This window comes from Arthrobacter sp. Soil736, from assembly GCF_001428005.1.
Taxonomy (GTDB): domain Bacteria; phylum Actinomycetota; class Actinomycetes; order Actinomycetales; family Micrococcaceae; genus Arthrobacter.
The window spans coordinates 51,711-73,919 of sequence record NZ_LMSB01000005.1; the positions used below are offsets into that span (position 1 = coordinate 51,711).

Annotated in this window: 18 protein-coding genes and 1 riboswitch; of the genes, 3 read left to right on the top strand and 15 right to left on the bottom strand. The window is 66.7% G+C overall.

Annotation, left to right across the window (positions count from 1 at the left end):
- Positions 1–10 precede the first annotated feature (10 nt).
- The 4 genes from rpmA to ASG92_RS04680 form a co-directional block, all read right to left on the bottom strand.
- Positions 11–274 (bottom strand): 50S ribosomal protein L27, encoded by a 264-nt coding sequence (gene rpmA / locus ASG92_RS04665; RefSeq protein WP_003803426.1) that lies wholly within the window; start codon positions 272–274, stop codon positions 11–13.
- A 60-nt stretch (positions 275–334) separates the two neighbouring features.
- A complete protein-coding gene (gene rplU, locus ASG92_RS04670) occupies positions 335–643 on the bottom strand; it encodes a 50S ribosomal protein L21 (protein WP_056625134.1) in 309 nt (102 codons plus the stop codon).
- 300 nt (positions 644–943) lie between these two features.
- Positions 944–2,578: a bifunctional hydroxymethylpyrimidine kinase/phosphomethylpyrimidine kinase gene (locus tag ASG92_RS04675; RefSeq protein WP_056625137.1), complete on the bottom strand. Its 1,635-nt coding sequence runs from the start codon at positions 2,576–2,578 to the stop codon at positions 944–946.
- Positions 2,561–2,658, bottom strand: a riboswitch (TPP riboswitch). It overlaps the preceding gene by 18 nt.
- A gap of 152 nt (positions 2,659–2,810) precedes the next feature.
- Positions 2,811–6,122 carry an Rne/Rng family ribonuclease gene (locus ASG92_RS04680; RefSeq protein ID WP_056625140.1) on the bottom strand — a complete coding sequence of 1,104 codons (3,312 nt, stop codon included), beginning with the start codon at positions 6,120–6,122 and terminating at the stop codon, positions 2,811–2,813.
- Positions 6,123–6,585: 463 nt separating this feature from the next.
- On the opposite strand from ASG92_RS04680, the gene ASG92_RS04685 reads away from it, so the two are divergent.
- A complete protein-coding gene (locus ASG92_RS04685) occupies positions 6,586–7,269 on the top strand; it encodes a vitamin K epoxide reductase family protein (protein WP_056625349.1) in 684 nt (227 codons plus the stop codon).
- Between the two features lie 88 nt (positions 7,270–7,357).
- On the opposite strand, the gene ndk is transcribed toward ASG92_RS04685, so the two are convergent.
- From ndk to ileS, 4 genes are read right to left on the bottom strand one after another with little or no spacing between them, the layout of a single operon-like run.
- Positions 7,358–7,777 carry a nucleoside-diphosphate kinase gene (ndk, locus tag ASG92_RS04690; protein WP_056625144.1) on the bottom strand — a complete coding sequence of 140 codons (420 nt, stop codon included), beginning with the start codon at positions 7,775–7,777 and terminating at the stop codon, positions 7,358–7,360.
- 40 nt (positions 7,778–7,817) lie between these two features.
- On the bottom strand, positions 7,818–8,282 hold the full coding sequence (locus ASG92_RS04695) for a DUF4233 domain-containing protein (RefSeq protein WP_056625148.1): 465 nt from the start codon (positions 8,280–8,282) through the stop codon (positions 7,818–7,820).
- Positions 8,282–9,643, bottom strand: coding sequence for a folylpolyglutamate synthase/dihydrofolate synthase family protein (locus ASG92_RS04700; RefSeq protein ID WP_056625151.1), 1,362 nt, complete (start codon positions 9,641–9,643; stop codon positions 8,282–8,284). Before ASG92_RS04700 ends, ASG92_RS04695 begins: the two co-directional genes overlap by 1 nt.
- A gap of 5 nt (positions 9,644–9,648) precedes the next feature.
- On the bottom strand, positions 9,649–12,972 hold the full coding sequence (gene ileS, locus ASG92_RS04705; protein ID WP_056625155.1) for an isoleucine--tRNA ligase: 3,324 nt from the start codon (positions 12,970–12,972) through the stop codon (positions 9,649–9,651).
- 364 nt (positions 12,973–13,336) lie between these two features.
- Between ileS and ASG92_RS04710 the strand changes: the two genes are divergently transcribed.
- Positions 13,337–14,434 (top strand): endonuclease/exonuclease/phosphatase family protein, encoded by a 1,098-nt coding sequence (locus ASG92_RS04710; protein ID WP_240987007.1) that lies wholly within the window; start codon positions 13,337–13,339, stop codon positions 14,432–14,434.
- Positions 14,435–14,519: 85 nt separating this feature from the next.
- Here the strand turns inward: ASG92_RS04710 and ASG92_RS04715 are convergent, their stop codons facing one another.
- The 7 genes from ASG92_RS04715 to ASG92_RS04740 all read right to left on the bottom strand — a co-directional run bounded on the left by ASG92_RS04715 (position 14,520) and on the right by ASG92_RS04740 (position 19,401).
- On the bottom strand, positions 14,520–15,590 hold the full coding sequence (locus tag ASG92_RS04715; protein ID WP_056625159.1) for a glycerophosphodiester phosphodiesterase: 1,071 nt from the start codon (positions 15,588–15,590) through the stop codon (positions 14,520–14,522).
- A 117-nt stretch (positions 15,591–15,707) separates the two neighbouring features.
- Positions 15,708–16,469: an SDR family oxidoreductase gene (locus ASG92_RS04720; RefSeq protein ID WP_056625162.1), complete on the bottom strand. Its 762-nt coding sequence runs from the start codon at positions 16,467–16,469 to the stop codon at positions 15,708–15,710.
- Positions 16,470–16,556: 87 nt separating this feature from the next.
- Positions 16,557–16,733, bottom strand: coding sequence for a DUF4177 domain-containing protein (locus ASG92_RS28130; RefSeq protein ID WP_157372103.1), 177 nt, complete (start codon positions 16,731–16,733; stop codon positions 16,557–16,559).
- A 150-nt stretch (positions 16,734–16,883) separates the two neighbouring features.
- Positions 16,884–17,519: a hypothetical protein gene (locus tag ASG92_RS04725; protein ID WP_056625166.1), complete on the bottom strand. Its 636-nt coding sequence runs from the start codon at positions 17,517–17,519 to the stop codon at positions 16,884–16,886.
- Positions 17,516–18,085, bottom strand: a complete 570-nt coding sequence (locus ASG92_RS04730) for a sigma-70 family RNA polymerase sigma factor (RefSeq protein ID WP_056625169.1) — start codon at positions 18,083–18,085, stop codon at positions 17,516–17,518. The genes ASG92_RS04725 and ASG92_RS04730 overlap by 4 nt, the downstream gene beginning before the upstream one ends.
- Positions 18,086–18,101: 16 nt before the next feature.
- On the bottom strand, positions 18,102–18,650 hold the full coding sequence (locus ASG92_RS04735; RefSeq protein ID WP_056625172.1) for a hypothetical protein: 549 nt from the start codon (positions 18,648–18,650) through the stop codon (positions 18,102–18,104).
- Positions 18,651–19,032: 382 nt separating this feature from the next.
- Positions 19,033–19,401, bottom strand: a complete 369-nt coding sequence (locus ASG92_RS04740) for a DUF488 family protein (protein WP_056625175.1) — start codon at positions 19,399–19,401, stop codon at positions 19,033–19,035.
- An 88-nt stretch (positions 19,402–19,489) separates the two neighbouring features.
- On the opposite strand from ASG92_RS04740, the gene valS reads away from it, so the two are divergent.
- Entirely contained in the window at positions 19,490–22,111 is a 2,622-nt protein-coding gene (gene valS / locus ASG92_RS04745) for a valine--tRNA ligase (protein ID WP_056625179.1), read from the top strand.
- Positions 22,112–22,209: the final 98 nt, after the last annotated feature.

Genomic DNA, 22,209 nt, shown 5'->3' on the forward strand with positions numbered 1-22,209 from the left:
GATCTTGTTGTTACTCTGCAGCTGCAGCAGCAACGATGTTCACGACTCGACGGCCGCGGCGGGTGCCGAATTCGACAGCGCCGGCCTGCAGTGCGAACAGGGTGTCGTCGCCGCCACGGCCAACGCCTGCACCGGGGTGGAAGTGGGTGCCACGCTGGCGGACGATGATCTCGCCTGCGGAAACTACCTGGCCGCCGAAGCGCTTGACGCCGAGGTACTGGGCGTTGGAGTCACGACCGTTGCGAGTGGAGCTCGCGCCTTTTTTATGTGCCATTTGGAATGCCTGCCTTTAAATTCTGGGGAATCTGCTGAAAACCTGAACAGTAACCGGTGGTTACTTGATTCCGGTGATCTTGACCTTGGTCAGTTCCTGACGGTGACCCTGGCGCTTCTTGTAACCGGTCTTGTTCTTGAACTTCTGGATGACGATCTTCGGACCACGAAGGTCCTGAAGGATCTCAGCCGTAACAGTTACCTTGGCCAGGTCCGCAGCTGCGGAGGTGACCTTTTCACCGTCCACCAGGAGCAGTGCGGGCAGCTCAATGGTGCTGCCAGCTCCACCGGCGACGCGGTTCAGGGTAACGAAGTCTCCAACGGAAACCTTCTCTTGGCGGCCGCCTGCGCGGACAATCGCGTACACCACTTGGGAACTCACTTCTCTCGACGTTTATTACTAGATTTGCGTGCGGAACCCGGGTCCAATTGTTTGGCCTGGCTCTCGCTGTGCCTCAACGCCGTGGATTCCCCGGGGGAACCCGTGAGCTATCCCAAGAACTATTCCGATTGGACGGTTCCCGGGGTCATAACCCAAGTGTTGGCGTAAGCACCGAAGATCTAGAATACGCTAATTTTGCCTTCGGCCGCAAATGAGGCTGGTTTCGGCGGGTTGTCCGTGATAGGCGCCATAAGGACTGCCGCACCGACTTGCCGTTACCGTGCGCGACTAGCTTACCGGGTCAGGCCGGTGTTCGCGGTCAGCGTGGTGGCGCGGCGCGTCGAAGAATTCCACCTCGTAGCGGCAGGACTGCCGGAAGGCGGTCAGCATGGCCTTCCGCTCGGCCGGTGACCCTGCGAGCCCCGCCGCGTCAGTAATGCCGATGGCCTTCCTCGTCGCGGCGGCGAAGTCCTCGTCGGCGTAGGTCCGCAGCCATTCGGCGTACGGGTGCCCGGCAGGCGCGCCGGCTGCAACGTATCGCGCGTGCAGGCTCTCCCCGACGTCGGCGTAGAGCCAGAAGCATGGCAGGACCGCGGCCACAAGAACTGCATAGCTGCCGGACACCGAAGCAGCCAGCAGGTGGTCCACGTAGGCCTTCGTCACGGGGCCCAATTCCGTCTGCACCGAACGGGTGCTGAGCCAGCTGCGGTGGAGCTCCGATTCGACTTCGAGGCACTGCTGCGCCGACCCGGCCCAGAACAGCTGTTCGGATTCGGTGGGGGCCAGGGCGCTGGCCCGGGCCAGGACGCGCGAGTATCCGTTGAGGTAAATGGCGTCCTGGGCAAGGTAATACGCGAATTCCTTTTCCGGAAGCGTGCCATCTGTCAGCCCCTTGATGAAGCCCAGGCCAAAGATCGCTTCGAGGTCGGGAGCGGCTTCGGCGCGGAGCAGCTCGGCGAAGGCGCCCTCCCGCTGCAGCGCTCCGGCGGTTGTCAGGCCCCCGGAAGTCAGGCCACCGGAAGGCAAGTGGTGGAAATGATTCACCGGTCCGTTGCCGCTGCCCACCTCCAGCTGCCCGGACGTGCGGAGGGCCCCGGCAAGCCACGGTTTGACGGTGCGCAGGGATTCTTCCCAGTCGCCCAGCCTCGCCTGCACCGTGGCCATGGCCGACGACAGCGAACATCCCGTGCCGTGGCTGTTGCGTGTTTGAATCCGCTCTCCGTCGACCACCACGACGTCAGCGGACAGCAGGCCCCCGGTGTTGACCAGGGCATCGGGGCAGTCATCGCCGTCGAGGTGCCCGCCTTTGACCAGGACGGTGGCCCCGGTTCCGGCCGCGAGCCGCTTGCCCTGCTCCAGCGCCTCGGGCCAGCTGGCGGCTTCAGGCTCGCCGAGCAGCATGCCCAGCTCCGCCAGGTTCGGGGTGATGAGGTCAGCCAGCGGAAGGAGCGCGCGGAGGGCCGCCTCGGCGGATTCCTGCAGCAGGCGGTCGCCGCTCGTGGCAACCATTACCGGGTCAAGGACCACGACGCCGGGGCGGACCTTCTCCAGCCAGCTGCGGACCGCGGTGATCACCTGCTCGTCACCGAGCATCCCGATTTTCACGGCATCGACGCTGATGTCGTCGCTGACGGCGTTCAGCTGCGCGGTCAAGAATGACGCGGGCGGAACGTGGACGCCGCTCACCCCCCTGGTGTTCTGGGCGGTCAGGGCCGTGATGGCGGCCATTCCGTAGCCACCGCTGGCTGCGATGCTTTTCAGGTCGGCCTGGATGCCGGCGCCGCCCGACGGATCCGAGCCGGCGATGGCCAGGACACGGGGAACGTTCCGGGACGTGGCGACGTTCGTGTCGACGTCGCTGACGGCAGAAGTGGAGACGGCCGCAGGCGCGGGCAGGACAGATGCTGTAGACAAAGGAGACATCCCTTCGCCGGTGCTAACCGGACAGGTTCAACGGGTTTGGATCTCAGCCGGCACCTCGCGCGGCACCCCGTGTCAGTCCCCCAGCCTAGCCGCTAACACCGACGCCGGCACTGCGTTTCGGATTACGACAGCCGCCTCGTAAAGCAAACCGGCGTTAACCAACTGACCGGCTTTAACCAACGGAGGCCGGTGCTGCAGCTGCAGCACCGGCCTCCGTTCATGACGGGTCAGCTCAGAGTTCTGAGGCGGGAACGCCTACTCCGAGAATGATCGGTTCGCTGGCCGGCTTGGCGGCCGCCACCTTCTCCGCTTCAGGAGCCTTGGCCTCGTGCGAGTGGCCGGCGGCTGTTGCCGGAGCCGTCTCGTGGTGCTCCACAGACGTCTCGTTCGCTGCCCCCTGGGCCCGGCTGGCGCTGCGGTGGCGGCGCGGGCGGCGGGCCCGCGGCTGCAGGGCGGAGTGGTCCTCATAGCGGTCACCGCCGGACGACGAAGCTCCCGTTGCGGGACCTGCCGTCGCCGCAGCAGCCGGGGCTGCAGCGGCCGGGGCTGCAGCTGCCACTTCATCAGTTACCGGGGCGTTTCCCCCGGCGGAAGCCGCCGGCACGCCGAGGTGGGCGAACGCTTCCTCAAGCCGGTCCAGGGTCAGTGCCGGGGATTCCTTGGCGGGTTCGTCAGCGTGCTCAACAAACGGCAGCACCACTTTCTCGCCGCCAAAGGTCAGCACGGCACCCGGGCGGCCGGAAACGCTTTCCGTCTCGGGGGCACGGTGCACGACGGGGCTTTCCGGGGCGGCCGCGGCGGGCACGTCCGGACGGGCGGAGTCGCCGGTGCCGCTGTGGGCGGCATCCTCATGCAGGTGCGCGGCGTGGGCTGCGGCTGCAATGTTGGCAAGGGCTGCCCGGGTGGCCTCGGCCTTGGCATGGCGCTCAGCGTCGGTCGGCTCCGGGTGGACAGCAGCCGGCGCCGCCGGGGCGGCGTCCGACGAAACCTGCCCGCCCTTGCCGCGGCGGCGCTTCCGGTCGGTCCGCACAGGTGGCTGGGTTTCTGCACGGTGAACGTGGTGCTCCGCTGCCACGATGTTGGCGCGGCGGTGCTCAACGGGCTCGTCGTGGGTGACGACGCCGCGGCCGGCGCACGTCTCGCACTGCTCCCCGAAGACTTCCAGCAGCCCGGTACCCATCCGTTTGCGGGTCATCTGGACGAGACCCAGCGAGGTCACTTCCGCCACCTGATGCTTGGTGCGGTCCCGGCCGAGGCACTCGACCATGCGCCGAAGCACGAGGTCGCGGTTCGACTCCAGCACCATGTCGATGAAGTCGATCACGATGATGCCGCCAATGTCGCGCAGGCGCAGCTGGCGGACCACTTCCTCGGCGGCTTCCAGGTTGTTCTTGGTGACGGTCTCCTCGAGGTTGCCGCCGCTGCCGGTGAACTTTCCGGTGTTGACGTCCACCACGGTCATTGCCTCGGTGCGGTCGATCACCAGCGAGCCGCCGGAGGGCAGGAACACCTTGCGGTCCAGTGCCTTGTGGATCTGCTCGTCAATGCGCCAGGCCGAGAAGATGTCCTGGTCCTTGGTCCACTTCTCGAGCCGGCCAACCAGGTCCGGAGCGACGTAGGTGACGTAGGCCTCGATGGTGTCCCAGGCTTCATCGCCGGAGACGATGAGCTTGGAGAAGTCTTCGTTGAAGACATCCCGGACCACCTTGATGGTCAGGTCCGGTTCGCCGTAGAGGAGCTCGGGGGCGAGAACCTTGGTGGACTTGGCCTGGCCATCGATGCCCTCCCACTGGGCACGGAGGCGGTTGATGTCGTGCGTGAGCTCTTCCTCGGAGGCACCTTCGGCCGCGGTGCGGACGATGACGCCGGCGTCCTCCGGCAGGCGGTCCTTGAGGATCCGCTTCAGGCGGTTGCGTTCGACGTCGGGAAGCTTGCGGGAGATGCCCGTCATGGAACCGCCGGGCACGTACACGAGGTAGCGGCCGGGCAGCGAAATCTGGCTGGTGAGGCGGGCGCCCTTGTGGCCAACCGGGTCCTTGGTGACCTGGACCAGGACGGAGTCGCCGGACTTCAGCGCGTTCTCGATCCGGCGCTGCTTGCCCTCGAGGTTGACGGCTTCCCAGTTCACTTCACCCGCGTAGAGCACGGCGTTGCGGCCGCGGCCGATGTCAACGAAGGCCGCTTCCATCGACGGCAGCACGTTCTGGACCTTGCCCAGGTACACGTTGCCGATCAGGGAGTCCTGCTGCGTCTTGGACACGAAGTGCTCTGCCAGCACGCCGTCCTCAAGGACGCCGATCTGGATTCTGTCATCGCGCTGGCGCACGATCATCTGCCGGTCCACGGATTCGCGGCGGGCGAGGAACTCCGCTTCGGTGATGACGGTGCGGCGGCGGCCGGTGTCGCGCGATTCGCGTCGGCGCTGCTTCTTGGCCTCGAGCCTGGTGGAGCCCTTGACGGAGGTGACACGGTTGTTGACGGGCGCCTCGCTGATGGCGCGCGGCGCACGGACGCGGGTCACGGTGTTGGGCGGATCGTCGTCTCCCCCACCGGTGAGTTCAAGGTCCTGGTCGCCACGGCGGCGACGACGACGACGGCGGGACGTCACGCCGTCGTCGGCCTGGCCCGCGATCTCTTCGTCGGCGTCGTCTGCCGCGTCGGCGCCTTCCGCGTCGGCTTCGGAGTCGTCGCGGTCCGTGATGTCGCGGTCAGCGCGGTTCCGGCCGCGGCGTCCGCGGCTGCGGCGGCGGCGGCGGCCACCGTCGTCCTCCTGCTCCTCCTCGTCGCCTTCGGCCTCGCCGGCCTCGGCGGCGGCCGGAGCGGCAGCCGGGCGGATCACCTTGTTCAGATCCGGGGCCTGGAAGATGATCGACGTGACCGACGCCGGCTCCAGGAAAAGCGATCCCACCGGAACCGCTTCTTCAGATGCCTCTTCTTCAGATGCTTCGTCCGCAGCTTCCCCCTGGGCGCCTGCGGGCGCAGCGGCAGCCGTTGCCTCGGCCTGGATCTTCGACACGGTGGTCTCTTCAACCCGTGTTTGTGCTGCCGGGGCTTCCGGACCTGCGGCCGGGGCTTCCTCCGGCGCGGGCGTTTCTGCGGCAGCCGCTTCGGCTGTCTCTACGGTTTTCGGCTTGGCCACCCGACGGCGGCGCACAGGCTTCGCTTCGGCCTCGGGCTCGGCGGCGGGCTCAGCCTGGGCGGCAACGGGGCCTTCGGTGGCGGCGGCCTCGGCACCGGCGTCGCCGGCGAAAGCGGGCAGAGGTTCCTCCGCTACTTTCTTCCGAGCGCGGGTTCGGCGTACGGGAGCCTTGGCCTCGGCTGCCGGAACCTCTGGCGCGTTCTCCGCCTGCTCGCCCGGCGCGGGCTCGGCAACAGCAGGCTGCTGGAGTTCCGGAAGCAGCGGCGCGGAGTCAGACTCGGCCGCCTTGGCCTTGGGCGCTGCCTTGCGCCGGGTCCGGGTGGCCTTCTTGGGAGCCTCGGCTGCTACCGCTTCCTCGTTGGCAGCCTGTTCTTCGTTAACGGCTATTACCTGGTCATTATCCATATGTGGCGACACTCCTGCCCCTGACATGCCGCCACATCCGGCACCCATTGGGGCACATATTGTCAAAACCCTCAGGCGTTGACAGAAGTCAATTGGATACCCTCAGGTTCGCACCGGCAGTGGGGTGCGGCAGCCCTGAAAGGCCGGCGGGGATGTTACTGGAACCCGTTGTTTCTGCAATCCACAACCAGGTGCCGTCCAATGGAATGCGGGAGGCCGGATCTAGGTATCCGGAGCCTTCACTGCTCTTCATTGGCGGTCTTGGGAACAAGCCACCGGACCGGAGTTCGAATGTGGTTCGCGCTCCAGCCACGTTTATTCTCTCACACCGCCGTTCAAAAACGCTGTAATTGTGTGACAAAGGCGGTCAATGCAGGCTGCCGTGGCGGCGGTCACGGGGATGCTCCCAGTTGGCGGCGATACAATCTCGGCAGGAGCACCCAAGACAAAGGACGCCATCCCCATGCCCAGCACTTCGCCTTCCGCCGGCACGGATTCCGGAACCGCATACAGTGAGGAATCCGAGCGCACCCCCGCCACGGCGGGCGCCGCCTTACCTGCCATGACCCGCGACCGCCCCTTCGGCTGGCTGCTGGTGGTCACCGGGATTGTGGGGTGGCTTGCATCCGGCATCCTGGTGCTGGAAAAGCTCGAAGTACTCAAGGACCCCAACCACACCACCGTCTGCGACGTGAATCCGTGGATCTCGTGCGGTCAGGTCATGCAGACACCGCAGAGCTCTGTCTTCGGTTTCCCCAACATGTTCATCGGCATCGTGGCCTTCGCCGTCATTATCACCACCGGAATGGCGCTGCTGTCCGGAGCAAGGTTCGCCCGCTGGTACTGGATAGGGCTGCAGACGGGCGTGACGCTGGGCTTTGCCTTCGTGGTGTGGCTGTGGTTCCAGGCACTTTATGAGATCCGCATCCTGTGCCCGTTCTGCATGGTGGTCTGGGCCGTCATGATTCCGCTGTTCGTCTGGGTGACGGTGCGCAACACCGTCCACGGCGTCATCCCGGCTCCCGCCGGAGTGGCCCGGATCTTGGGAGACTCCGGCTGGATCATCACCGCGCTCCTTTACGTCGCCGTGGTCGCCACCATCTTCTTCGCCTTCATCCAGGTGTTCGTCGGCACGTCCGGATTCTAAGCCAGGGTTCTTAAGCGCGAACGGACACTTGAGGCCCCTGTCTCCGAAGAAACAGGTGCCTCAAGTGTCCGTTCGCGCTTAGGCGCCGTTAGTCCTGGAACCAGATCTTGATTTCGCGATCGGCCGAGTCCACGGAGTCCGAGCCGTGGACGAGGTTCTGCTGGACCTTCAGGCCCCAGTCGCGGCCGAAGTCGCCGCGGATGGTTCCGGGCGCCGCCGTCGTGGGGTCGGTGGTGCCGGCCAGCACACGGAAACCCTCGATGACGCGGTGGCCCTCGAAGATCGCGGCGACAACCGGGCCGCTGAGCATGAATTCAACCAGCGGCTCGTAGAACGGCTTGCCAATGTGCTCTTCGTAGTGCTGCTCCAGCAGCTCACGGCTGGCGTCGACCTTCTTGAGTTCGGCCAGGGTGTAGCCCTTTGCTTCGATCCTGCTGAGGATCTCGCCGGTCAGGTTCCGGGTGACGCCGTCGGGCTTGATCAGGACGAGAGTGCGCTCAATGCTCACAGCTGCTCCAATGCGGTTGGTTGTGGGTTTCCGGGTAAGTCTACGGGTTCTGGCCGGTGCCTTCATTGCCGGCTCCGGCAGGATGCGCGGCGTCCCATTCGGCCTGTTCGCGCGCCCGCTGGGCCGCCTCCGCGTCGATCCGGATGCCCGTCCTGATGCCGTACCACCAGGCGAGGGCGAACAGCGCGCCCACAAGGAACATCATCGGCTCCACGAAGCCGAGGAGGATGAGCACCAGCTGGAGGATCCAGCCCAGCGCCACGCCCCACGGCTTCGACAGGACGGCGCACGCCAGGATGAGGACCACACTCAGTCCGATGCCGACCGAAAGAATCAGCACCGGGGAGATCTCGCTGCGGCGCAGTCCGAACACCGCCAGGGCGGCGAAGAAAGCCACGAACGCTTCCAGTAGCAGGACGGTGGACGCGAACATGATCTTGGTGGAGCGCCGCTTCTTGGGCATGCCCGGCCGCCATTCGCGCTGGGCCTTGGTGAGCCGCGCCATCAGGCGTCGGCCTTTCCGAGCAGGATGCGGGCATCGGCAACGAGGGTGATCGAGCCCGTGACCAGCACTCCGCCGGCGAGGTCGTCGGTGGCTTCGGCGCGCTCCACGGCCCATTCCAGGGCGTCGTCGAGCTTCTCGGCAATGTGGATGTTTTCCTCGCCAAAGCCAAGGTCGACGGCGATCTCCGCAAGTTCCGCGGCAGGTACCGCCCGCGGTGAATTCGACTGGGTGAAGCAGTATTCCTCGGCAAGGTCGCCCAGGGATTCCTTGAGCTGGCGCAGGATCTCCTCGGCGTCCTTTTCCTTGAGGACCCCCACCACCACCACGAGTCTGCTGAAGCTGAACGCTTCCTGAATCGCTTCGGCCGAAACGCGGATGCCGGCCGGGTTGTGCGCGGCGTCGACGATGATGGTGGGGGCGGTGCGCACCACCTCAAGCCGTCCGGGCGACGTGACGGTGGCGAAAGCCTCCTGGAGCACCTCGGCGTCGAGCTCTTTGTCGCCGCCGCCCAGGAAGGCCTCCAGCGCGGCGACGGCCACGGCCGCGTTCTCCGCCTGGTGGGCGCCGTGCAGCGGAACCATCAGTTCCGGATAGCGCCCGGCGATGCCCTGGATGGTCACCACCTGCCCGCCGACGGCGACCTGCCGGGATTCGACGCCGAATTCCACGCCTTCGAAGCGGAAGGGCACCTGAACTTCCTTGGCCTTCTCCAGCAGGACCTGGGCGGCGTCCACCGGCTGGGCGGCGCTGATGAGGAAGCCGCCGGGCTTGATGATGCCGGCCTTCTCGTAGGCGATGTCCTCGGTGGTGTCACCAAGGAGGTCCGTGTGGTCCAGCGAAATGGGAGTCACCACGGCGACCTGGCCGTCGCCCACGTTGGTGGCGTCGGTGATGCCGCCCAGGCCGACCTCCATGACCGCGACGTTGACCGGCTGGTCGGCGAAGACGGCGAACGCGAGGATGGTCAGGCACTCAAAGTACGTCAGTCTTGGCTGTCCCTCGGCGAGCAGCTCGTTGTCCACGATTTCGAGGTACGGCCGGATTTCGTCCCAGATCCGGACGAACGTCTCATCCGAGACCGGCGCGCCATCGATGCTGATCCGCTCCGTGACCTTGGAGAGGTGCGGGCTCGTGTAGCGGCCGGTGCTGAGGCCGTGGGCCCGGAGGCCCGCCTCGATCATCCGTGCCGTGGATGTTTTGCCGTTGGTGCCGGTCACGTGGATGATCGGAAACGCCTTGTTGGGCTCCCCCAGCACATCCATGGCGCGGAACAGCGGTGCGAGCCGCGGCTCCATCTTGTTTTCCGGCGCACGGCCCAGCAGCTCGGCGTAGACGCTCTCCACGGAGAATTCGTCGGTCATATGTTTCAGGCCTCTGTTTTTTCGACGGTGATGCGGGGTTCCCCGGAGTCGGCCGGAACGGTGTCCAGTTCCAGTGTCAGGGTTTCGGTATTGACCAGTTCGGCGTTCGCCAGCAGTGCGTCCAGCACGTTCTGCGGGGCCGTGACCGTGGTCCGGATCCGGTCGCTGACGTTCAGCCCGGCGTCCTTGCGGGCCTGCTGGATGGCGCGGACCATGTCCCTCGCGAGCCCTTCGGCCTCAAGCTCCGGGGTGACCTCGGTGTTGAGGACCACGAAGCCGCCGCCGGGCAGCACTGCGACGGACGCCGAACCGCCCCCGGACTTGGCAACCACGGTCTCCAGCGTGTATTCCTGCGGCTCGAGTTGGAGCCCGCCCGCAGTCACCACGCCGGCCTCCGAAACGGACCAGTCACCGGACTTGGAGCCCTTGATGGCGAGCTGGACGTTCTTGCCCAGGCGCGGACCTGCGGCCCGGGCGTTGACCACGAGCTTCTGTTCGATGCCGAATTCCTCCGGGGAGGCGCTGGCGGCGTCCAGCATGCGCACCCTCCGCAGGTTCAGTTCATCGGCGACGACGGCGGCGAACCCTTCCAGCGCATCCGCACCGGGTGCCACCACAGTGAGTTCCTGCAGTGGCAGGCGGACGCGGAGGTTCGCGGCCTTGCGCAGCGAGGAACCGGTGGAGCAGATCTGCTGGACCCGGTCCATCGCCTCAACGAGGGCGGGGTTGGCCGGGAACAGCCCGGCGTTTGGCCACTCGGCCAGGTGCACGGAGCGGCCGCCGGTGAGTCCGCGCCAGATCTCCTCCGAAACGAGCGGCAGCAGTGAAGCGGACACACGGCTGACGGCCTCCAGCGCCGTGTACAGCGCATCGAAGGCGTCAACGTTCTCGTCGAAGAAGCGCTGGCGGCTGCGGCGGACGTACCAGTTGGTGAGCATGTCCAGGTAGCTGCGCAGCTCGTCGCAGGCCCCGGAGATGTCGTAGCTGTCCAGCTGCGCGGTCATGTTCCGGACCAGGTCCCCGGTGTTGGCCAGCAGGTACTGGTCCAGGGTGTCGGAGTAGCCGTCGTAGCGCAGCTGCGCGTCGTAGCCGTCGCCGCCCCTGGCCGCGTTGGTGTACAGCGTGAAGAAGCTGTACACGTTCCACAGCGGCAGGATGACCTGGCGCACGCCGTCGCGGATTCCCTGCTCGGTGACCACCAGGTTGCCGCCGCGCAGGATGGGGCTGGACATCAGGAACCAGCGCATGGCGTCGGAGCCGTCGCGGTCCAGGACCTCGGAGACGTCCGGGTAGTTGCGCAGGCTCTTGGACATCTTCTGCCCGTCCGAGCCCAGCACGATGCCGTGGCTGATCACGTTGCGGAAGGCCGGCCGGTCGAACAGCGCGGTGGACAGGATGTGCAGCATGTAGAACCAGCCGCGGGTCTGCCCGATGTACTCCACGATGAAGTCGGCGGGGTTGTGGGTGTCGAACCACGCCTCGTTCTGGAACGGGTAGTGGACCTGCCCGTAGGGCATGGAGCCGGAGTCGAACCAGACGTCCAGGACGTCCTCGACGCGGCGCATGACGGACTGGCCCTCTTCGGGGGTGCGGGGGTCGTCCGGGTTGGGGCGGGTCAGTTCGTCGATGAACGGGCGGTGCAGGTCAACCTGGCCGTCCTTGTTCAACGGCAGGCGGCCGAAGTCGGCTTCGATCTCGGCCAGGGAACCGTAGACGTCGGTCCGCGGGAATTCGGGGTCCGTGGACTGCCAGACGGGGATGGGGCTGCCCCAGTAGCGGTTGCGGCTGATGGACCAGTCGCGGGCGTTGGCCAACCATTTGCCGAACTGGCCGTCCTTGACGTTCCCGGGGATCCAGTTGATCTCCTGGTTCAGCTCGGACATGCGGTCCCGGAACTTGGTGACCTCCACGTACCAGGAGGACACGGCGCGGTAGATCAGCGGGTTGCGGCAGCGCCAGCAGTGCGGGTAGCTGTGCTCGTAGCTGGCCTGGCGGACCAGGCGGCCCTGGGCGCGGAGCACCTGGGTGATGGGCTTGTTGGCCTCGAAGACGTGCAGCCCGGCGATGTCGTGCAGGTCGCCGTGCTTGAACAGCGGCAGGAACTTGGCGCCCTCGTCCACGGACAGGATCACCGGGATGCCGGCTTCCTCGCAGACCTTCTGGTCGTCCTCACCGTAGGCGGGTGCCTGGTGGACGATTCCCGTGCCGTCCGTGGTGGTGACGTAGTCCGCCACGAGGAGCCGCCAGGCGTTCTCGGTGCCGAACTTTTCGGCGTCGCTGAAGTCGTGCCAGAGCGGCTCGTACCGGAGTCCCTCGAGCTCGGCGCCCGTGTGCGTGGAGGTGACGGCGGCGGCCGCCGCAGCGCCGTCGTCGTCGTACCCCAGGTCCTTCGCGTAGGTGTCCAGCAGGTCGGCCGCGAGCAGGAAGCTGCCGGTCACTGCGGCTTCCGGCGAGGCGGCCTTGATGCCGTTGGGTCCGGCGGGCAGCACGGCGTAGGTGATGTCAGGCCCGACGGCGAGCGCCAGGTTAGTGGGCAGGGTCCACGGCGTGGTGGTCCAGGCCAGCGCCTGGACCCCTGCCAGCTGCCGGGAGAGGCCGGACTCCCCTGCCGTGATGGGGAACGTCACGGTGACAGTCTGGTCCTGGCGGTTCTTGTAAACGTCGTCGTCCATGCGCAGCTCATGGTTGGACAGCGGTGTCTCGTCCTTCCAGCAGTACGGCAGCACGCGGTAGCCGTTGTAGGTCAGGCCCTTCTCATGGAGCTGCTTGAAGGCCCAGAGCACGGACTCCATGTACTCGACGTTGAGTGTCTTGTAGTCGTTGTCGAAGTCCACCCAGCGGGCCTGCCGGGTGACGTACGCCTTCCACTCGTTGGCGTACTTCATGACGGAGGCACGGCATGCGTCGTTGAACTTGTCGATGCCCATGGCCTCGATCTGGGTCTTGTCCGTCATGCCGAGCTGCTTCATGGCTTCCAGCTCGGCGGGCAGGCCGTGGGTGTCCCAGCCGAAGCGGCGCTCCACGCGCTTGCCGCGCTGGGTCTGGTAGCGGCCCACCAGGTCCTTGGCGTAGCCGGTCAGCAGGTGGCCGTAGTGCGGCAGGCCGTTGGCGAAGGGAGGGCCGTCGTAGAAGACGAATTCGTTGCTGCCGGGCGCACCGCCGGGGAGGTCGGCAGGGCGCTGGTCGATGCTTGCCTGGAAGGTGCCGTCCTGGTCCCAGTATTTGAGGATGCGTTCTTCGATCTCCGGGAACTTCACGGAGGCGGACACGCCGGAGGTTTTGGCGCCTGCACGGGACGGTGCGGCTGAGGCCTTGGGGTAATAGGTCATCTCGACATCCTGGGTTGAGCTGTGAACTAGTTGATTCATTCAGGATGCGAGGACGGCCCGTGCGCTGCTGTCCAACAGCGTTGGACAATGCAACCCGGCACCGCGGTACCACCTCACTTACCGGCACCGGTCCCCCAACAGGAGTACCGGCGTCGGCCGCTCATTGCTGCTGTGACGGGCTTACCCGTCCGGTTCTAATGGCCAGGTGCGCGTTGCCGCACGCCAGGCGTTCTGCCGGAAGCTCACCGGTGATGGCCGGGTCAAAGCTGATGGCACCAGTCTAACGGCTGTGCTGGCGGACTCCATAACCGGTGAGCCGCCGTAATCCGCGCACGGCGAACCACTCGTGCCTAGACTCGATCACATGACCGACGCCGACGGTAACCGTCCCGAACGCCCTCCTTCGAAACGGGCCGCTTCCGCTTCGAAGCGCGGACGGGCCTTCGTCTGGCAGTTGCTGGCGTTCGCCGTGCTCCTGCCCGTGGCGTCCCTTTCGATCTTCCGGGCTGTCCCCGCGGAATGGCCCACGCCGGTGGTCCAGCTCCTGTCCTTCACCCCCTGGATGGTGATTCCCGCCGTCGTGGCCTTGGCGCTTGCCCTGCTGAGCCGCCGGGTACTGGTCATGGCCGCTGCCGCCGTCATGCTGGCGGCACAGCTGTTCTGGCTCTGGCCGCCCGACGCCGGCCGGGCGGACGCCGGGGGCTCTTCCCCGGGCCCGGCCGGCTCGTCCGTTCCTCTGACGGCCATGAGCATCAATTCCCGGTTCGGCAAGGCGGACGCGGCCGAAATCGTCCGGCTGGTCCGCGAGAACGGCGTGGGCCTGCTGACCGTCCAGGAATATACCCAGGCGCTTGAGGACCGGCTGGCTGCCGCGGGGCTGGGAAGCCTCCTGCCCAACAAGATCAGCAGTCCCACAGATGATGGCGCCGGCAGCGCGACGTATTCCAAGTACGCGATGCAGGCCGTAGGCCTCTTGCCGGACACTCCCTTCCAGATTCGCACGGTTCGGCTCCAGCTGCAGGACGCCGGACACGCAGCCACGCTCGAGGTGACGAACGTTCATGCCCTGCCGCCGGTGGGCGTCCGCGTCGGCCAGTGGCGGAGCGACCTTGCGGCGTTGGGCGAGCTCATTGGCCGCACCGGGCCCGAGGGGCCCGGCAACCGGCTGCTGATCGGAGATTTCAACGCCACGTACGATCACGCCGAGTTCCGGAGGGTTCTCGACGGCGGTCCGGGCGGACGAAAGATGGTGGACGTGGGGACGGCGTCCGGCGGCAGGCTCATCCCCACCTGGCCCATGGAACCCACCTGGCCCATGGAGGGCATCCCGCTGCCCGGCATCGCCATCGATCACCTGGTGACGAGCCCGCACATCGGGAACTCCGGCTACGCCGTGCACCGCGTCCCCGGAACCGACCATGCCGCCGTGATGGCCACGCTCAGCATTCCGGCCGCCGGCTAGATCAGGGCGTGCAGGCCGGGCGTACAGTCCGGGCGCACAGGCCCGGCGTGCAAGCCGGGGCGCCCCGCCCTTCTCTACCGAGGGGTCAGCGCCCGGGAACAGGCTGGTAGCTCTGCGGGAGCTTCATCCCGGACTCACCCATGACGTCGCGGAGGCGGTCCGGGTAGTCGGTGATCATCCCGTCGACGCCGGTGGCGATCAGGGCGCGCATGGTGGGCTTGTCATCGACGGTCCAGGGGATGACCTGCATCCCGGCCGCGTGGGCGCGCCGGACCATGTCCGCCGTGACATACGGAACGTAGTTGGCGTCCTCCACGGTGCCGTTCTGCGGGGTGCCGTGCACCGGCGAAATTGCGTCGAATCCGAGGTGGTGCGCTGCGGCCACGAGGTCGCCGCCGAAGTCGTCGGAGTCGATGCCGCCGAGCCAGGGCGAACTTCCCGGCTGGCCCGCCTGGAGGAAGTCCTTGTTGGTCAGGGCAACGGTGCGGAGCTGCGGGTCCCGCTGCTGCACGAGGCGCAGCGCACCCCAGTCAAAGCTCTCGATGGACACCCGGTGCTGCATGTTCGCGGCCTTGACCTCCCGCAGCGCAACGTCCACGAACTGCTCACGGGGTGCCGTCTGCTCCGGCGCTCCGGCCTCGACCTTGGTTTCGATGTTGAACCTCACCTGGCTGGCGCTGTACGAGTCCACAAGGGCAAACACCTCCGCCAGTGTGGGCATCTTCTCGCCCGGAGCGGCCTGCTGGCCCGGGAACTGCGGCAGCGTGCGCGTGCCGCAGTCGAGGCTGCGGACCTGGGCGAACGTGAGGTCCTTGATGTACTTGCCGACGTACGGGAACAGCGGGTCCCCGGGCGTGCCGGGGGCGGTGTCGGCGCACTTCTTGTCGCTGATCTTGCGGTCGTGCGTGATGACTTCGCGCCCGTCCTTGGTGATCTGGAGGTCAAGCTCAAGCGTGGTGACGCCGATTTCCAAAGCCTTGGCGAAGGCCGGAAGGGTGGACTCGACCGTGAGCCCGATCCCGCCCCGGTGGGCCTGGAGGTCGAAGTGGTTGTCTCCGCCCTGGGGGTTGGTGTCCGCAGCCAGTGCGTGGGACGGGATGGCGAGCAGCAGGGCTGCGCTGAGTACGGCAGCGCCAAGCTTCGTCGGGGTGTGCATGTGGTGTTCTCCACTCTGGTGGTGTGCAGGTGCACGTGCCACCGTGATGGCCGGTTGCCAACGGCCGGCCACCACTGCCCGACATCCGTACGAATCCGGAGTGAACGTCCGGTGCCGTTACGCCTGCTTGCGGATCAGCTTGTGAGTCGCCGCCTGCGCCACCGGCCGGATCACGATCTGGTCCAGATTGACATGGTGCGGCGCACACACCGCGTACCGCACCACATCCGCCACATCCTCCGCTGTCAGCGGTTTTTCCACGCCCTGGTAAACCTTGCTGGCGGCGGCCGGGTCACCCAGCCTGTTGAGGGCGAACTCCTCGGTGCGGACCAGACCGGGGGCGACCTCGATCACGCGGACGTTGTGTTCGGCCTCCTCCAGCCGGAGCGCTCCGGTCAGGGCATGCTGGGCGAACTTGGCGGCGTTGTAGCCCGCGCCGCCCTCGTAGGCCGTGAGCCCGGCCGTGGACGTCAGGTTCAGGACCGTGCCTTCGCCGTGTTCCCGCAGCATGGGCAGGAACGCGCGCGTGAGGTTCAAGGTGCCGAGGACGTTGACCCGGTACATCCACTCCCAGTCGTCCGTCTTAGCCTGCCCCACGGGATCGGCCCCGCGGGCGCCGCCGGCGATGTTGATCAGCGTGTCTATCCCGCCGGCCGCCGTCACTTCGGCCAGGAGCCTGGCGACGTCGGCGTCCTCGGCGATGTCAGCCGGAATGCCGACGGCGCCTGTCTCGGCTTCCAGCGCGGCCAGCCGGTCCTGGCGCCGGGCGACCGCATAGACCGTCCACCCTTCGGCCCTCAAAGCCCGGACAGTCGCTTCCCCAATGCCGGTGCTCGCACCAGTAACTACAGCTGCTTTTTTGTTCGAAACCTCAGTCATGGCACCACCCTAACGCCATTCAGCAGCAGCGTTCAGCGCCGTCCACCCCTAGGAACTCCTGCCCTGGACGAAGTGCCGTGTCAATGTTCATTGGCGGATGCGTCTGAGCGTGGCATCGTCGGTGGTGCTCCCCCATGAGAGCGCTGTCCGTGGCCTGACGGAGACAACTTCCCAGCCATCCTTGGCCAGCTTTTTTAGCTCCTTGGCTTGCCGCCGGGGGCGGCGGTCCACGACGACTGTCTTGTACTCAAATTCGTTATTCATGGCGTTGCCTCTCGGCGGGCGGCACGGAGGTGCGGCGCCCGGTATGGAAAGTTATTGGCCCGGCCGTGGACTTGCGCTGGGCCTTGTCTTTGTCATGAGCCCTCCGCGGCTTCGCACGGGAGCTGCCCGCAGGGACCTGGCCTGTGTGTGTTAGCTGTGCGGACCGGTGGACGGAGTTGCGGGTCGGGTCCGGTTTGGCGTGTTCTGGTGATCGAGGCCTGCCGGGTGGCTCTCCGTTCCCTTGGCCTGTGTGGTCTCCGGGGGTGATCCTGGGGTGACCGTTGGCAGGTTGTCGTGGCCCGGGTTCCCTGCCCCGGTGGCGGGTGAGGGGATTTCCTTCCCGGAGCGCCCCGGCACGTTCGGCGCAGGTGTCGGATGGTCGGGGGCATGGCCTGGTGCCTGCGGTGAAGCGGGGGCGGGTGTCGTCCGTCCGGAGTGGCCGCGGGTCAGGGTGTCGATCACCGTGGTGATGGTTTCCTGGGCTTTCTCCCGGAAGCCGGGGTCGGCTGCAGCCACGGCGGCGGCGCCGATCCCCATGGATGCGGCCACCGCCAGGGCAGTGACGGCCATACGGCGGTGTCTGCGCTGCCGCAGGGCATCCAGGTCGGCGGCCGGTCCGGTTTCCATGAGCTCGGCCAGCTTCGCAGATGGTGCGACGGGTGGGCCGGCCGCGAAGGAGCGCAGCTCCAGCAGCGCTGCTTTCAGGTCAGTCGTGTCATCCGTTTCTACTTCAAGCAGGAATAGGTCGACGACGTGCTCGTCGTGAACTGTGTATCCGGTGGTCATGGCGCCACCCCGTCCTTTGCCGTCTGTTGATTCCGCAGGCTCTTCAGCGCCCTGTACTGCAGCTGGGCTATGGCCCCTGTGGACTTGTGCATGATGTCCGCGACCTCGGTCACGGACAACTCCGCGATGATGCGCAGCCGGAGCACTTCCCGGTGATCCTCGCTCAGGCCTTCGAGCATCGCCAGGGCCTTGGCCTCAGGGCTGCCATCGAGGGCATCATCTTCGGCGGATGTGGCCCGGCGGCGGTCGCGGTCCGGGTCGTATTCGACCAGGGCAGGTCTGCTGTGGCGGCGGCGGTGGTGGTCCACGGAACGGGCATGGGCGATGGAGAAGATCAAAGTCCTCAGGCCCTGGGCCCCGCCGTGGACCGAACTCAGCCTCGGGTACAGCGCCAGGAACACGTCGTGGGTCACCCCTTCCGGATCGTCCACCCCGCCTGCCCTCAGGTATCCGGCGACTACCGGGGAGTAGGTCCGGTAGACGGCGGCGAAGAACGATGCATGGTCCCCGTGGCCGGAGGCCACAAGATCGTCATTGATCGGGTCCGTCCCCCGCCGCCCGGACATTACCTGGCCGCCGGGCTTAGGGTTTTCCGGCCGTGGCAGGCTTGTGGGACAGCCCGCGCTCGGCCTGGGCCGGCGGATGCGCCTTGGTCTTCTCATCCTCAGCCTTGCCTGAGTTCCCAGGTGTCTCGGGCCGGTGCTCGGCTGATTCACCAGGCGCTGCCACGGTCTTGCAGTACCCGGCGATGCCGGCACCCCCGGCCGCCGCGGACAAGGATTTGTAAGCGGTTGAGGTTGAATCCAGTCCTCCCTTGGTGAACGCCTTGCACAATCCGAACGCGGCCGGACCCGTGGCGTCGGGTCCGGCCGGCGTTGCGCTGGGGTTCGGCGAAGGGGCGTCAGAAGGCCGGGCGTCCTTCCCCTGAGAGTCGGCGCCCGCCGTGTGATCCGCTGCCTGGGAAGGGTGGGCAGCGGCGGGGGCGCCGATGATCTCATGGGCACTTTGCTGCAGCGGAGCAGGCAGTGTCCCGGTGTAGGCTCCCGCGGCTGTTCCTCCTACGGCCAGGGTGCCGCCGGCCAGCACCCCCGCCGCGACTTTGCCGGTCACCAAAGCGGTAAAGAACGACATGAAATCCTCCCTTGTCAGAAAACTTGAAGACAAAATCATGGACGTCGGTCCACATCAGGGTAATCGCAGCTCCGCCGCGAATATCACGCCGGAGACTCAAGATTCACGCGTTTTATCCCAAAGAATTAATCAAGGCGATCTCCGCGCAGGTTGCCGGTCTCGTCCAAGAACTCGAACCGATTCTTTAGATCGAATCCGTAGGCAGCAACTGCGTTCGGGCTCCCGCCGGAATCCAGGATGTGCTGCAATAACCGACACACGGGCACACCACCGGGACTCCGTTCCGGTCATGCAGTGCCACCGAGGAAACCACCCCCGGATGCCCCGGTCGCTACAACCCGCACCTGCGTCACCATCCAAGTGCAACACCCGCCGTCCACCCCTAGGAACTCCTGTCCTGGAGGAACTCCAGCGGCACCCGGGCGTGGTTCACTTCCGGATCCTTGGCCGCGTACAGCAGCGTCACCCTCTTGTGCCGTGCCGCCAGGTCCAGCAGCTGTTCCACCGCGGGGTTGTTCTCCAGTTCGTCCTCATACTGCGCCCGGAAATCGGCGAAACGCTCCTGCATGTGGGCGAATTCCTGGCGCAGGGGCGGCGACGGCGCGATGTCCTTGAGCCAGAGCTCAAGGCCGGCCCTTTCCTTGGTGACGCCGCGCGGCCAGAGCCTGTCCACCAGAACCCGGCAGCCGTCGTCGTCCGCGGGATCGTCATAGATGCGCTTAATCCGAAAAGAACCGCCTGCATTCTCCATAGGCGGCATGCTACTCCAGGCCGCTCGGGAGACCCCGCTGCGGGCTCCCGCTGCGGGCTCCCGCTGCGGGGCATGAAACAATTGGCCCATGGCTGAATCAACGCAGGGTACAGACACGCCCGCCACCGCCCCCATCAACGTTCCCGACAAGCCGGCCCTTGAAGGCCTTGAGGCTGCCCTTACGCAGCGCTGGCTGGACGAAGGAACCTACAAGTTCAACCCGGACACCACACGGGAGCAGGTCTACTCGATCGACACTCCCCCGCCGACGGCGTCAGGCTCCCTCCACGTGGGCCACATGTTCTCCTTCACGCACACCGACGTCCAGGCCCGCTACATGCGCATGACCGGCAAGAACGTGTTCTACCCGATGGGCTGGGACGACAACGGGCTGCCCACCGAGCGCCGCGTGCAGAACTACTACGGTGTCCGCTGCGATCCGGCCATCCCCTACGACGCCGGCTACCGGCCGCCCGCACAGCCGGCCAAGAACCAGCGCGACTTCGACGTCGTCTCCCGGCAGAACTTCATCGCGCTCTGCGAGGAACTCGCCGTCGAGGACGAGAAGGTGTTCGAGAACCTGTTCCAGACCCTCGGCTTGTCCGTGGACTGGAACCTGACCTACCGGACCATCGATGACACTTCCCGCGCGGTGTCCCAGCGAGCCTTCCTCGCGAACCTGGCGGCCGGCGACGCCTACATGGCCGAAGCCCCCACGCTGTGGGATGTCACGTTCCGCACCGCAGTGGCCCAGGCCGAGCTCGAGGACCGCGAAGTGCCGGGCGCGTATTACCGCTACCCGTTCTTCACCGCCGACGGCGAGAAGATCTACGTCGAGACCACGCGTCCCGAGCTGCTCGCGGCCTGCGCCGCGCTGGTGGCAAACCCCGACGACGAGCGCTACCGGCCGCTGTTCGGCAAGACCGTGAAGTCCCCCCTGTTCGACGTCGAACTGGAGGTCAAGGCCCACCCGCTCGCCAAGGCGGACAAGGGTTCCGGCATCGCCATGGTCTGCACCTTCGGCGACCTGACGGACGTCACCTGGTGGCGTGAACTGCAGCTTCCCACGCGGGCGATTGTGGGCCGCGACGGCCGCATCATCGCCGATACTCCGGAGTGGATCACCACCGACGCCGGCCGTGAAGCGTATGCCGCCATCGCCGGCAAAACCGTTTTCTCGGCCAAGGAAGCCGTGGTGGAGCTCCTCACCGAGGCTGGCCTGCTGGACGGCGAGCCCAAGAAGATCACCCACCCGGTGAACTTCTTCGAAAAGGGCGACAAGCCGCTTGAGGTCGTCACGTCCCGCCAGTGGTACATCCGCAACGGCGGCCGCGACGAGGACCGCCGCGAACGCCTGATCCGCCGCGGCCAGGAAATCAACTTCCACCCGTCCTTCATGCGCTCCCGCTACGAGAACTGGATTGCCGGCCTGAACGGCGACTGGCTGGTCTCCCGCCAGCGTTTCTTCGGCGTGCCGATCCCGGTCTGGTACCCGCTGGACGCCCAGGGCAACCCGGACTACGACAACCCGGTCCTGCCGTCCGACGAGTCCCTGCCCGTTGATCCCGCCGCGGATGCCGCGCCCGGCTTCGACGAGTCCCAGCGCGACCAGCCCAACGGCTTCACGGGCGACGCCGACGTCCTGGACACCTGGGCCACGTCCTCGCTGACCCCGCAGATCGTGGGCGGCTGGAGCCGGGACGAGGACCTGTTCGGCAAGGTCTACCCGTTCGACCTCCGCCCGCAGGGGCACGACATCATCCGCACGTGGCTGTTCTCCTCGGCCGTACGTGCGGACGCCCTGCAGAACGGCGCGCCGTGGAAGCACGCGGCCATCTCCGGCTGGATCCTGGACCCGGACCGCAAGAAGATGTCCAAGTCCAAGGGCAACGTGGTGGTACCCACGGACGTCCTGAACGAGTTCGGCTCCGACGCCGTCCGCTACTGGGCCGCCTCCGCCAAGCTGGGTGCCGACACCGCGTACGAGATCGCGCAGATGAAGATCGGCCGCCGCCTGGCCATCAAGCTGCTCAACGCTTCCAAGTTCGTACTGAACCTGGGAGCGACGGAGAACTCGGTGGTTTCCACGGACCTGTCCGTGCTGACCAACCCGCTGGACCGTGCGCTCCTGGCGCAGCTCTCCGACGTGATTGCCCAGGCCACCAAGGCGTTCGACAATTACGACTACGCCCGGGCCCTGCAGATTACCGAGTCGTTCTTCTGGCAGTTCACCGACGATTACGTTGAGCTGATCAAGGACCGTGCCTACGGCGCCGCGGGCGAGACCGAGCAGGCCTCCGTGCTGGCTGCGCTGGCAACCGCACTGGACTCGCTGCTCCGCCTCTTCGCCCCGTTCCTGCCCTTCGCCACGGAAGAGGTCTGGAGCTGGTGGCGGACGGGCTCGGTGCACCGCGCCGCATGGCCGGCTGCGCTGGAAATCACCGGCGGGGACACCACCATGCTGGGCACTGTGGGCATTGCCCTCAGCGGCATCCGGAAGGCGAAGTCCGAGGCCAAGGTCAAGCAGCGCACCGAGGTGCTCTCCGCGACCGTTACGGCCAATGCTTCGCTCGTGGCCCAGCTCCAGGCCGGGCTCGGCGACCTCAAAGCCGCGGCGAATGCCCAGGAGATCACCCTGGAAACCGGCGACGGCGAACTGACGGTGAGCGGCGTGGAGCTGGCTCCGGCCGAGGAGCCCGCCCAGGCCTGAGGCCGGGTCCGGAGGGCTGATGCCGTGAGGCCGACCTCCGGAGAGTGACGAGGGCGCCGTGCCAGGGAAACCTGGCCGGCGCCCTCGCTCGTCTGCCG

Coding starts and splice junctions, on each gene's coding strand:
- ileS (WP_056625155.1), bottom strand. CDS start 12,972: ATGACCTATTACCCCAAGGCCTCAGCCGCACCGTCCCGTGCAGGCGCC.
- ASG92_RS04700 (WP_056625151.1), bottom strand. CDS start 9,643: ATGACCGACGAATTCTCCGTGGAGAGCGTCTACGCCGAGCTGCTGGGC.
- ASG92_RS04685 (WP_056625349.1), top strand. CDS start 6,586: ATGCCCAGCACTTCGCCTTCCGCCGGCACGGATTCCGGAACCGCATAC.
- ASG92_RS04740 (WP_056625175.1), bottom strand. CDS start 19,401: ATGGAGAATGCAGGCGGTTCTTTTCGGATTAAGCGCATCTATGACGAT.
- ASG92_RS04675 (WP_056625137.1), bottom strand. CDS start 2,578: ATGTCTCCTTTGTCTACAGCATCTGTCCTGCCCGCGCCTGCGGCCGTC.
- ASG92_RS04710 (WP_240987007.1), top strand. CDS start 13,337: ATGACCGACGCCGACGGTAACCGTCCCGAACGCCCTCCTTCGAAACGG.
- ASG92_RS28130 (WP_157372103.1), bottom strand. CDS start 16,733: ATGAATAACGAATTTGAGTACAAGACAGTCGTCGTGGACCGCCGCCCC.
- ASG92_RS04715 (WP_056625159.1), bottom strand. CDS start 15,590: ATGCACACCCCGACGAAGCTTGGCGCTGCCGTACTCAGCGCAGCCCTG.
- ASG92_RS04725 (WP_056625166.1), bottom strand. CDS start 17,519: ATGACCACCGGATACACAGTTCACGACGAGCACGTCGTCGACCTATTC.
- ASG92_RS04735 (WP_056625172.1), bottom strand. CDS start 18,650: ATGTCGTTCTTTACCGCTTTGGTGACCGGCAAAGTCGCGGCGGGGGTG.
- ASG92_RS04730 (WP_056625169.1), bottom strand. CDS start 18,085: ATGTCCGGGCGGCGGGGGACGGACCCGATCAATGACGATCTTGTGGCC.
- rpmA (WP_003803426.1), bottom strand. CDS start 274: ATGGCACATAAAAAAGGCGCGAGCTCCACTCGCAACGGTCGTGACTCC.
- ASG92_RS04695 (WP_056625148.1), bottom strand. CDS start 8,282: ATGGCGCGGCTCACCAAGGCCCAGCGCGAATGGCGGCCGGGCATGCCC.
- ASG92_RS04680 (WP_056625140.1), bottom strand. CDS start 6,122: ATGGATAATGACCAGGTAATAGCCGTTAACGAAGAACAGGCTGCCAAC.
- valS (WP_056625179.1), top strand. CDS start 19,490: ATGGCTGAATCAACGCAGGGTACAGACACGCCCGCCACCGCCCCCATC.
- ASG92_RS04720 (WP_056625162.1), bottom strand. CDS start 16,469: ATGACTGAGGTTTCGAACAAAAAAGCAGCTGTAGTTACTGGTGCGAGC.